General features: G+C 73.4%; 9 protein-coding genes and 1 pseudogene. 4 read left to right on the top strand and 6 right to left on the bottom strand.

The window, feature by feature from the left end:
• Positions 1 to 35 precede the first annotated feature (35 nt).
• On the top strand, positions 36 to 986 hold the full coding sequence (locus ACZ4TR_RS49170; RefSeq protein ID WP_364526249.1) for an alpha/beta hydrolase: 951 nt from the start codon (positions 36 to 38) through the stop codon (positions 984 to 986).
• A 46-nt stretch (positions 987 to 1,032) separates the two neighbouring features.
• On the opposite strand, the gene ACZ4TR_RS49175 is transcribed toward ACZ4TR_RS49170, so the two are convergent.
• On the bottom strand, positions 1,033 to 2,835 hold the full coding sequence (locus tag ACZ4TR_RS49175) for a serine/threonine-protein kinase (protein WP_465296117.1): 1,803 nt from the start codon (positions 2,833 to 2,835) through the stop codon (positions 1,033 to 1,035).
• Entirely contained in the window at positions 2,832 to 4,700 is a 1,869-nt protein-coding gene (locus ACZ4TR_RS49180; protein ID WP_465296119.1) for a serine/threonine-protein kinase, read from the bottom strand. The genes ACZ4TR_RS49175 and ACZ4TR_RS49180 overlap by 4 nt, the downstream gene beginning before the upstream one ends.
• 294 nt (positions 4,701 to 4,994) lie before the next feature.
• On the opposite strand from ACZ4TR_RS49180, the gene ACZ4TR_RS49185 reads away from it, so the two are divergent.
• Positions 4,995 to 5,819: a DUF1932 domain-containing protein gene (locus ACZ4TR_RS49185; protein WP_465296121.1), complete on the top strand. Its 825-nt coding sequence runs from the start codon at positions 4,995 to 4,997 to the stop codon at positions 5,817 to 5,819.
• On the opposite strand, the gene ACZ4TR_RS49190 is transcribed toward ACZ4TR_RS49185, so the two are convergent.
• Positions 5,803 to 6,840, bottom strand: coding sequence for an NADPH:quinone reductase (locus ACZ4TR_RS49190; protein ID WP_465296123.1), 1,038 nt, complete (start codon positions 6,838 to 6,840; stop codon positions 5,803 to 5,805). The genes ACZ4TR_RS49185 and ACZ4TR_RS49190 overlap by 17 nt on opposite strands.
• A gap of 385 nt (positions 6,841 to 7,225) precedes the next feature.
• Between ACZ4TR_RS49190 and ACZ4TR_RS49195 the strand changes: the two genes are divergently transcribed.
• Both ACZ4TR_RS49195 and ACZ4TR_RS49200 read left to right on the top strand, forming a co-directional pair.
• Positions 7,226 to 7,384: a hypothetical protein gene (locus tag ACZ4TR_RS49195; RefSeq protein WP_465296125.1), complete on the top strand. Its 159-nt coding sequence runs from the start codon at positions 7,226 to 7,228 to the stop codon at positions 7,382 to 7,384.
• A gap of 80 nt (positions 7,385 to 7,464) precedes the next feature.
• Positions 7,465 to 7,599, top strand: coding sequence for a hypothetical protein (locus tag ACZ4TR_RS49200; protein WP_364523960.1), 135 nt, complete (start codon positions 7,465 to 7,467; stop codon positions 7,597 to 7,599).
• A gap of 15 nt (positions 7,600 to 7,614) precedes the next feature.
• On the opposite strand, the gene glgC is transcribed toward ACZ4TR_RS49200, so the two are convergent.
• The 3 genes and pseudogenes from glgC to ACZ4TR_RS49215 form a co-directional block, all read right to left on the bottom strand.
• A complete protein-coding gene (glgC, locus tag ACZ4TR_RS49205; RefSeq protein ID WP_364523958.1) occupies positions 7,615 to 8,832 on the bottom strand; it encodes a glucose-1-phosphate adenylyltransferase in 1,218 nt (405 codons plus the stop codon).
• Positions 8,829 to 9,983, bottom strand: a complete 1,155-nt coding sequence (gene glgA, locus ACZ4TR_RS49210; protein WP_465296127.1) for a glycogen synthase — start codon at positions 9,981 to 9,983, stop codon at positions 8,829 to 8,831. Before glgA ends, glgC begins: the two co-directional genes overlap by 4 nt.
• Positions 9,984 to 10,064: 81 nt before the next feature.
• Positions 10,065 to 10,610 (bottom strand): annotated as a pseudogene (locus ACZ4TR_RS49215) (glycosyltransferase); the annotation flags it as partial.

Below are 10,610 nucleotides of genomic sequence, written 5' to 3' on the forward strand. Positions count from 1 at the left end.
GGCCGAGGTCGCGTCCGGCGGCCGAAGATCAGGACATGACCTACGCGATCGATCCCGAGCTGCTGCCCTGGCTGGACATGCTCCCGGCCGTGACCCTGACCGACTACGAAGCCCTGGTCGCCGCGCGCTCCGCGATGGGGCAGCTGGGCGAGGTCCTGCCGGCCTACGAGCCGGCGAACCCCGTCGACGTCCGCGACACGTCCGTGCCCGGGCCGTCGGACGCGCCGGACGTCCCGGTGCGCGTCTACTCCCCGGCGAACCGCGCGGGCGCGGTGCCCGGCCTGCTCTACATCCACGGCGGCGGATTCGTCCTCGGTGACCTCGACATGTTCCACATGTCGCTGCTCCGGCTGGTCGACGAGCTCGGCATCGTGATCGTGTCGGTGGACTACCGGCTGGCGCCCGAGCACCCGTTCCCGGCGCCGGTCGAGGACTGCTACGCGGCCCTGCAGTGGGTCGAGGCCAAGGCCGCCGAGCTGGGCATCGACCCGGCCCGCCTCGCCGTCGGCGGCGAAAGCGCGGGCGGCGGTCTCTCGGCGGCGGTGGCGCTGCTGGCCCGCGACCGCGGCGGCCCGGCGCTGTGCTTCCAGTACCTCGGGATCCCGGAGCTGGACGACCGGCTGGACACACCGTCGATGCGCGCCTACACCGACACGCCACTGTGGAACCGGCCGAACGCGGTGTTCAGCTGGACCAGCTACCTCGACGCGGAACCCGGCGGCGACGACGTCTCGCCGTACGCGGCACCGGCCCGGGCCGCGGACCTGGCCGGGCTGCCGCCCGCGTTCGTCACGACCTGCCAGTTCGACCCGCTGCGGGACGAAGGAATCCAGTACGCGCAACGCCTCGCGCACGCGGGCGTCGCGACCGAGCTGAGGCACTACCCGGGCACGTTCCACGGGTCGGGCTTGGTGGAGACGGCGGCGATCTCCCGCCGCATGTTCGCCGACGAGGTCGACGCGCTGCGCCGCGGGCTGCGCATCTGAGCTGTGCCGCGCGGGGCGAGCCGTCGACGTTCGCACTCGCCGTCGACTAGCCGCGGGGGAGCGCGCTCACGAGGGCTTTCGCGAACGCGACCGCCGCGTCGCAGGCCCCGCTGCCCGGCTTCGACGCGAAGATCCGGACGTGTTCGGAGTCCTGCGCGTCGAGCGGGCGGTGGTTCCACGTGAGCGCGCAGCTGTCGCCGAGTTCGCGGCGGGTGCCGGTCACCCCGCCGAGGTCGACCGGGGTGCCCTCGTCCGGCACCGAGGTCGGCGTCTTCTCGAAGGTCAGCCGCAGGGACGTCGTGGCGGTCCACTCGCACTCGCGCAGGCGGTTGACCTTGGTCTCGCGGACCGGCCCGAGCGCCTGCGCGACCGCGGCCCGGCCGGGTGCGGCACACGGGTCCAGCGCGAGGAGCGTGCCGGGCGCCAGGGAGTAGCCGTTGCCGCCGCCGTGGAGGCGGTCCAGGACCTTGCCCAGCGCGGTCTTGGCCAGGGCGCACGTGCCGGCGAGCGCCGTCACGCCGAGTTCCGGCTGCGCGGGCACCTGGACGCTCGCGTCGCAGGTGCTGCCGCTGATCTCGGTGAACAGCACCTGCCTGCCGTCCAGGTCTTCGGTGGGGCGGCCGCCCTCGACGTAGATCGGGTCGCCGAGCTTGACCGAGATCTTCCCGCCCGAGCGGGACTCGTAGGTGCAGCGGTCGAGGTAGCCGGTGTCCGGGTCGGCCCGGAGCTTGCCCGCGCCCGTGACGGTGACGTCGTCGAGCACCCGGCACGGATCGGCGCGGCGCAGGGTGTCCAGGCTCGTCGGGTCCAGGTTCGCACCGGCCGTCGGCGGGTCCGCGTCCGCCTTGACGACCGCCAAGGCGATGAGGCTTCCCGCGGCGAGCGCGCAGACGGCGGCGAGCGCGGTGACCACCGGCAGCCAGCGTCGGCGCTTCGGCGGCGCGGGAGGCGGGGGCGGGGCCGGCCAGGACAGCGCGGTGCGGACCGCGGCGTCCTGGGCGCCGATCAGGTCGTGCACCGCCGGCGGCCACGGCCGGGTGCCGGGCGGGACCGGGCCGAGGAAGTCGAGGATCCGCTGCGGCGTCGGCCGCCGCGCCGGGTCCTTGGCCAGGCACGGCTCGACGAGCGCGCGGATTTCGGGCGGCACGGCCGTGAGGTCGGGCTCGGCGTGGACGACGTCGTAGAGCAGCTGCGCGGTCGTCGAGCCGGGAAAGGGGGCGCGCCCGGTCGCCGCCATCACCAGCAGGCCGCCGAGGGAGAAGACGTCGCTCGCCGGGGTCAGCGGGCGGCTTTCGGCCTGTTCGGGCGACATGAACGCGGGGGAGCCGACGATGCCGCCGGTGCCGGTGAGGTCCGGGCCGCCCTCGGCGGCGCGCGCGATGCCGAAGTCGATCACGCGCGGGCCGTCGCCGGTCAGCAACACGTTGCCGGGCTTGAGGTCGCGGTGGATCAGGCCGACGCGGTGGATCTCGATCAACGCGGTCGCGAGCCCGACGGCGAGCCGGCGCACCGCGTCGACCGGCAGCGGCCCGGTGGCTTCGACGGCCTCCTTGAGCGACGGTCCCGTGACGAACACCGAAGCCAGCCACGGGGTCTCGGCGTCGGGGTCGGCGTCCATCACCGCGGCGGTGAAGGCCCCGGAAACCCGTTGCGACGCCTGCACTTCCTGCTTGAACCGGGTGCGGAAGCGGGCGTTGTGCGCGAACTCCGGGTGCACCTGCTTGAGCGCGACGAGCCGGCCGTCCGGCGCCACGCCGAGCAGGACGCGGCCCATCCCGCCCTCGCCGAGCGCGGCGACCAGGCGGTACTTCCCGGCCTGCCGGGCGTCTCCCGGCTCCAGCGGCTTCACGGTTTCGGCAATCCGGGCCGGAGCGCCTTGGCGAAGTCCTGCGCCTGGCGGCAGATCTCGTTGTCGGGGAGCGAGCTGGCGGACGTGCGGTAGTCGATGACGACGTTCTCCGAGAAGTCTTCTTCGAGCGGGCGGTGCTGCCAGGTGAGGCTGCAGGACCCGGTCGCGGGGTTGGATCGCTTGGTGGTGAAGTACGCGGTGACCCCGCCGAGGTCGACGGTTCCGGCCGAGTCGTAGTAGGGGTCCTTGGACTGCACGGGCCGGGTACCGCGTTGGAGCGACACGACGATCTCGCCGCCGACCTGCCAGTGGCATTCGTGCAGCCCACTCGGCCCGACCTTGGTGACCGGGCCGGCGATCCGCTGCGCGGTGGCGGTGTCGACCAGGCCGCAGGGGTCCACCGGCGCGAGCCCGCCCGGCGCGGCGGGCGAACCGGCGTTTCCGGCGCGAAGGCGTTTCACGGCTTCGGTGAGCGCGGCCTTCGCCGCGTCGCAGGGCTTCGAGAACGGCTTGGCCGATTGACTGGCCTCGACGCCGATCGTCGCGTCCGGCCGGTCCACGATCGGCACGGACGCGGTGCAGCCGCCCGCCTTGTCGTCGACGCTCAGCGGGAGGCCGTCGAGCTCGCCGGCGGCCGTGCCCTTGGCGGTCACCGGGCCGCCGACGGTCAGCCCCAGCCACTGGCCCTGCGGGGTCTCGTAGACGCACTCGAAGAAGTGCACGTCGATCTTGGGGGTGAGCTTCCCGGTCCCGGGCACCGACGGCAGCACCTGGCACAGGTCGGCGCCGCGCAGCTTGTCCGGGCCGAGCGGGTCCGGGTTCGGCGCGGACTTCGTCGTGACCGGAGCGGGGGTGGTGCTCGCCGGGGCGGCGGTCGCGCCGTCGTCGCCGCTGGTCAGGGTGACGGCCGTGATCGTGGCGCCCACGACGACGGCGGCCGCGGTGGCGGCGAGCGCGATCCGGCGGCGGCGGCCGGGCTTCTTGGTCAGGATGGCCGCCACCTCGGCCTGGCGACGCGAGATCAGGGTGTGCACGGCGGGCGGCCACGGGCGCTGGACCGGGGGCAGGGGCCCGAGCAGCTCCAGGACCTGCGCGGGCGTCGGCCGGCGCGCGGGGTCCTTGGCGAGGCACGGCTCGGCGACGGCGCGCACCTCCGGCGGCAGGAACCGCAGGTCCGGGTGCGTGTGGACGACGTTGTAGAGCGACTGCGGGCCCGACGTCCCGGCGAAGGGGCTGTACCCGGTGGCGGCCAGCACCAGCAGGGCGCCGAGGGAGAAGACGTCGCTCGCCGGGGTCAGCGGCCGCCCTTCGGCCTGCTCCGGCGACATGAACGCGGGCGAGCCGAGGATGACGCCGGTGTGGGTGAGGTCGGTGCCGCCCTCGGCGGCGCGGGCGATGCCGAAGTCGATGACGCGCGGGCCGTCGTCGGCGAGCAGGACGTTGGCGGGTTTGAGGTCCCGGTGCACGAGCCCGGCCCGGTGGATGCCGATCAGGGCCGACGCCAGCCCGGCGGCGAGGTGCCGCACGGCGGCCGGCGGCAGCGGCCCGGTCGTGTCGACGGCTTCCTGCAGCGAGGGCCCGGCGACGAACACCGAGGCGAGCCAGGGCGTCGGCGCGTGCGGGTCGGCGTCCATCACGGCGGCGGTGTAGGCGCCGGAGACGAGCCGCGAGACCTCGACCTCCCGCCGGAACCGTTCGCGGAAGCCGGGATCGTGCGCGAACCCGCGGTGCACCCGCTTGACGGCGGCGAGCCGCCCATCGGGGGCGACCCCGAGCAGCACGCGGCCCATCCCGCCCTCGCCGACCGCGGCGAGCAGCCGGTACCGCCCGGCCTGCGCCGGCTCATTCCGCCCCAACGGCTCCACACCCACCTCCGCGGGTGATCGTAGAACGTGGCCGCCGGCCGGTGGCCCGGAATGCCCTGATCCGGTCCGGTCCGGCGATCTGCTGGCGAGCCGCCGCGCCGCTGCCGCCCACCGCCTGTGGCCAAGCGCCCCAATGTGGCCTTGGTTGCTCCACCGATGCCCCCGCCGCCGCCCTCAACGGAGGCGCTTCGCGCCGCAGTGCCGATTCAACGCACCGAAGGCCGCCTTGGGTGCGTCAGACGCACCGAAGGCCACCTTGGGGCGCACTGCCGGTGACCAGGGTAGGAAGGGAGCATGACCACTTCCGTCGGGTTGCTGCACCCCGGAGCCATGGGCGCCGCCGTCGGGGCGGTGCTCACCTCGCGCGGCACGCCGGTCTCCTGGCTTCCCGCGGGGCGCGGCCCCGCGACGCGACGCCGTGCCGAAGACGCCGGGCTCACCGAGGCCCAGGACCTCGCCGGGTGCGGCGTGATCCTCAGCGTCTGCCCGCCCGCCGCCGCGCTCGACGTCGCCCGGAGCGTCGCCGGGTTCAGCGGGGTCTACCTCGACGCCAACGCCATCAGCCCCGGGCACGCCACCGAGGTCGCGCGGATCCTGGACCGGGCGACCGTCGTCGACGGCGGGATCGTCGGGCCGCCGCCGCGGTCGGCCGGGACCACCCGCCTGTACCTCTCCGGGCCCGGGGACGCCGTCGCTCGGCTGGAAAGCCTGTTCGCCGGCACGCACCTCCGGCCGATCCCGCTGGAAGGCGGAGTCGGCAAGGCGTCGGCGCTCAAACTCGCCTTCGCCTCCTACAACAAGGTCACCTTCGCGCTGGCCGCGCAGTCCCACGCCCTCGCGGAGAGTCACGGCGTCGGCGGCGAGCTGCGTGAGCTCGCCGCCGACGTCCTGCCGCACACACCGCTGGGCGCGTCCGGCGGGATCGCCTCCGCCGGGCAGCGGGCCTGGCGCTGGGAAGGCGAAATGGCCGAGATCGCCGAAGCGTGCGCCGACGCGGGGCTCTCGCCCGCGTTCCTGACCGCCGCGCAGGAGCTGTTCGGCCGCTGGCGCGAGCACCGCGACGACGACGGCGTCACGGTGCTCGACCTCCTTCAGTCGCTGGTCAGCCGGCCGCGGTGACGTCGATCAGGACCTTCCCGGTCGCCCCCTCCTCGGACGCGATGTGGGCCTTCGCGGTCTCCTCGAGCGGGAAGCGGTGGACCGGCACACCGCGGTCCTCGCCGAGCCGCAGCGCGCCGTCGGCCAGCGCCGCCGAGACGTCTTCGGCGCCGGCGCGGAGCTTGTCCGCTCCCACCGTGTAGAGCACCAGGAACTGGTACCGCGCGTTCAGCCACAGGTTCGCGCCGAAGTCGAGGGTGACCTTGCCGGTGCCGCGGTCGTCGCCGTAGATCGCGACCGTGCCGCGCGGGTGCAGGACCTCGGTGTGCAGCGCGGCGTTGACCCCGGCCGCGACCTCGACGACCAGGTCGACGCCGTCCGGGGCGACCTCGCGGATCCGGGCGGCGAGGTCCGGGTCGGGGTAGCGCAGCACGTGCTGGGCGCCGGCCGCGCGGGCGAGCGCGGCCTTCTCGTCGCTGCTGACCGTCGCGATCACCGTCGCGCCGGCCCAGCGGCCGAGCTGGATCGTGGCGTTGCCGACCGCGCCGGCGCCGCCGCTGACCAGCACCGTCTTGCCGTCGAGGGCGCCGGGGGAGAGCCGGGCGGGCCCGTCCTCGGCGACGGTCAGCGCCCGGTGCGCGGTCAGCCCGGGGACACCGAACCCGGCGCCCTCGTCGAAACCGGCGCGGTCGGGCAGGGGAACGACCTTCTCCGCCGGGAGCACCGTGTACTCCTGCGCGGTGCCGGCCGCCGGGCCGTGGGTGCCGGCGAGGATCAGCCACACGCGGTCGCCGGGGGCGACCCCGGTGACGTCCGGGCCGACCGCGTCGACGACCCCGGCCCCGTCCTGGTTGGGGACCGTGTCGGGCGTCTCGGTCCCGGCTTCCGCGCCGCGGCCGAGCCGGGCCTTCCAGTCGGTGGGGTTGACTGCGGACACGACGATCCGGACGCGGACCTCGCCGGGACCCGGGTCCGCGACGGCCCGCTCCGACACCGACAGCACTTCGGGTCCGCCGTGGCGGCGGTAGACGACTGCTTTCATGCCGGGTGCAATCCGGGTTACCCCGGGGTTATTCCCGGCCGGGCGGAAAATGCGGTGACGGTGAATCCGCAGCGTGAGCCACCCGATTGTTCGCCGCCGGGCGAAAACGGCGTGAAAACGGGCGCCGCGCGGGTGATCCCCCGGCCGGGCGATTTTCGGTGCTGCCCGAGCGAAATCGGCCGCCGTCGCAGAAACTGGGCGCGTGGGAGAGGAAAAGCCCGGTCCGGGGGACGAGCGGCCGAAGCACGACGACGGGGAACCGACGCCGATCTTCGACGCGGTGTTCAGCGCCACGCGTGCGCGGGCCACTGCGAAAATTCCGCCGGGGGATCCGGAGAAAACGGGACGCTGAATCGCTTTCGGCGGCGGGGGAGGGAGAACCAGCGTGCGCGAGGGGTGGGCGTGGCGGGGCTTGGCCGTGACGTTCGCGGCGGCCTCGGCGGCCCAGGCCTACCTCGCGGCGGCGATGGACGTGGCGTGGGCGGCGGCGCTGGCGGTGCTGTTCCTGGCGGCCGCGATCGCGTGCGGGTTTGCCGCCCGCTGACCTGAGGCACATTGTTCGACCTCCGCAGCGAACATGTAGCATGTCGCCCGCACGGGCATCTGCGGTTGAGGAGTGAAAACGTGGCCGGGGTCGTGAACAGCATGATCGCCGCCGAGTACGCGGCGGGCGCCACGATCTCGGAGCTGGCCGAACGCTGGGGCATCGATCCGCGCCAGGTGGTCGAGCGCCTCGCGCGGGTCGACGCCCCTTCCTGAGGGCCGTCGCGAGCCTCAGATAGCGCGTTCTCCCTTGCCCAGCACCACGATCCCGCCTTCGCTGACGTGGTAGTGCCCCCGGTCCCGGGCCAGGTCGACCCCGATGTGCGCTCCCGGCGGCACCACGACGTTCTTGTCGAGGATCGCGCGGCGCACCACCGCGCCGCGGCCCACCCGGGCCCCGTCCAGCAGCACCGATCCCTGGACGACCGCGCCCTGCTCCACCAGTACGTCGGGGGAGAGCACCGAGTCGACGACCTGCGCCCCCGAGATGATGCAGCCGTTGCTGACGATCGACTGGTTCGCCGAGCCGCCTTCGACGAACTTCGCCGCCGCGCGCTGGCCCGGGTGGGCCAGGATCGGCCACTTCCGGTTGTAGAGGTTGAAGATCGGGTGCGTCGAGATCAGGTCGGTGTGCGCTTCGTAGTAGCTGTCGATCGTCCCGACGTCGCGCCAGTAGCCGTGGTCGCGCTCGGTTTCGCCGGGCACGACGTTGCCGTTGAAGTCGTACACCGCAGCCTCGCCCGACTTGACGAGCGCCGGGATGATGTCGCGGCCCATGTCGTGGTGCGAGGCCGCGTTTTCGGCGTCCGCGTGCAGCGCCTCGAGCATCACCTTCGTCGTGAAGATGTAGTTGCCCATCGACACGAACGACTCCTCGGGGGAGTCGGGCAGGCCCGGCGGGTCGGCGGGCTTCTCCATGAACGCGTCGATCATCAGGCCGTCGGTGGTCCGGATGACGCCGAACGAGCTCGCCTCCGCGCGCGGCACCCGGATCCCGGCGACGGTGACGCCGGCGCCCGAGGAGATGTGGGTCTCCAGCATCTGCCGGGGGTCCATCCGGTAGATGTTGTCCGCGCCGAACACCGCGATGTACTCGGGATCCTCGTCGTAGACCAGGTTGAGGCTCTGGTGGATCGCGTCGGCGCTGCCCTGGTACCAGCGCGGGCCCAGCCGCTGCTGCGCCGGCACCGGCGTGACGTACTCGCCGGTCAGCGCCGAGAGGCGCCACGTCGTCGAGATGTGCCGGTCGAGCGAGTGCGACTTGTACTGCGTCAGCACGCACAGGCGCCGGAACCCGCCGTGCACCAGGTTCGACAGCACGAAGTCGACCAGCCGGTGCACACCTCCGAAGGGCACGGCGGGTTTGGCGCGGTCGGCGGTGAGCGGCATCAGCCGTTTGCCCTCGCCACCCGCGAGCACGATGCCCAGCACGTCGGCTCCAGTGTTCACGACGACCTCCCGCACGCTTCGTAGAGGGCGACCGTCCGCTCGGCGATCGCCTTCCAGCCGAACTCGCCGACCGCGCGCTCGCGGCCGGCGGTACCCATCGCGGTGGCCCGGTCCGGGGACCCCACCACCTCGTTCAGCGCGGCGGCCAGGCCCGCTTCGAACCCGCGCGCGTCTTGGTCGTCGTAGTGCACGAGCAGCCCGGTCCGGCCGTCGTCGACGACCTCCGGGATGCCGCCGACGTCACTGGCCACCACCGGCGTGCCGCACGCCATCGCCTCCAGGTTCACGATGCCCAGCGGCTCGTAGACCGACGGGCAGGCGAACACCGTGGCGTGGGTCAGCAGCTGCACGACTTCGGGGCGCGGCAGCATCTCCGGGATCCAGCGGACGCCGGTGCGCCTCTTCTCCAGCTCGGCGACCAGCCCGCGGAACTCCGCGTCGAGCTCGGGGGTGTCCGCGCCGCCCGCGCACAGCACGAGCTGGGTGCCGGGGTCGAGCGACGCGGCCGCGCGGACCAGGTGCGGGACGCCCTTCTGCCGGGTGATCCGGCCGACGAACAGGACATACGGCCGGTCGGGGTCGACACCGTGCTTCGCCAGCGCGTCGGTGCCCGGGTCCGGGCGGTACAGGGTGGTGTCGATGCCGTTGTGGATCACGTGCACCCGCTCGGGCGGCACCGCCGGGTACGCGGCGAGGACGTCGCGGCGCATACCGCCGCTGACCGCGACGATCGCGTCCGCGGCTTCGTAGGCCTCGCGTTCGATCCACGACGAGACGCGGTAGCCGCCGCCGAGCTGTTCGGCCTTCCACGGCCGCAACGGCTCCAGCGAGTGCGCGGTGACGACGTGCGGGATGCCGTGGGTCATCTTCGCCAGGTGCCCGGCCAGGTTCGCGTACCACGTGTGGCTGTGCGCGAGGTCGTGGCCTTCGAGGGCGTTCGCCATGGACACGGCGATGTCCATCGTCGTGAACGCCGGCTGGCGGTAGCCGTGGGGATCCGTGTGCCCGGTGGCGTCGGGGCGGTCCGCGCCCCAGCAGTGCACGTCGAGATCGACCAGCGGCCGCAACTCCCGGGCGAGGAACTCCACGTGAACTCCGGCGCCGCCGTAGACCTCCGGCGGGTATTCCCGGGTGAGCAGGCCGACCTTCATGACCGAACCCTATGGCCTTCCCGGCCTCCGGCGCAGTCTGGCGTCCAGGCGAATTTCCTTGATCGCTCGGATCAGCAGGGCTCAGAGGCCGTACAGGCGCGTCCAGTGCTCCCGCGACGTCAGCTCCGGCACGGCGCTCAGGTACCGCTCCCGGACCGCGGCTCCCTCCTTGCGCAGCCGCTGGATCACCCGGATGCCGCGTTTGGCCAGGTCCAGGGTCTTGGCCCGGTCGTAGGACCGGACGCGGACACCGTCCTGGTTCGCGTCGGTGACGACCACGGTGCCGAACAGTGAGGTGTGCCACCAATGGGCTTCGTCCGCGGGGACGGCGCCGAGACCGTACCGGTGGCGGCCCCTGGTCTGGTCGAGCAGCCGCTTGATCAGCACCACGGCGGTCCGGCTCGGCGGCGGCGCGCTGTTGATGATGCCGATGTCGTTGGACGCGATACCCGGGACGTCGGCGGCCTTGTGGCGCTTGGTCTCCGGGTACTGGTCCCGGATCCGGCGGATCTCCTGCATCGCCTCGACCCCACCGTCACGCAGGATCTCCGGGCCTTCGAGGAAGTCCTCGACCGCCTTGATCAGCGTGGCCGACAGCCCGTACTGCATCCCCAGCAGATACCGCAC

Source organism: Amycolatopsis sp. NPDC028719 (genome assembly GCF_055565395.1).

Bases quoted from the DNA above. Each gene is read 5' to 3' on its own strand.
- ACZ4TR_RS49170 (WP_364526249.1), top strand. From the start codon at position 36: ATGACCTACGCGATCGATCCCGAGCTGCTGCCCTGGCTGGACATGCTC.
- ACZ4TR_RS49185 (WP_465296121.1), top strand. From the start codon at position 4,995: ATGACCACTTCCGTCGGGTTGCTGCACCCCGGAGCCATGGGCGCCGCC.
- ACZ4TR_RS49190 (WP_465296123.1), bottom strand. From the start codon at position 6,840: ATGAAAGCAGTCGTCTACCGCCGCCACGGCGGACCCGAAGTGCTGTCG.
- glgA (WP_465296127.1), bottom strand. From the start codon at position 9,983: ATGAAGGTCGGCCTGCTCACCCGGGAATACCCGCCGGAGGTCTACGGC.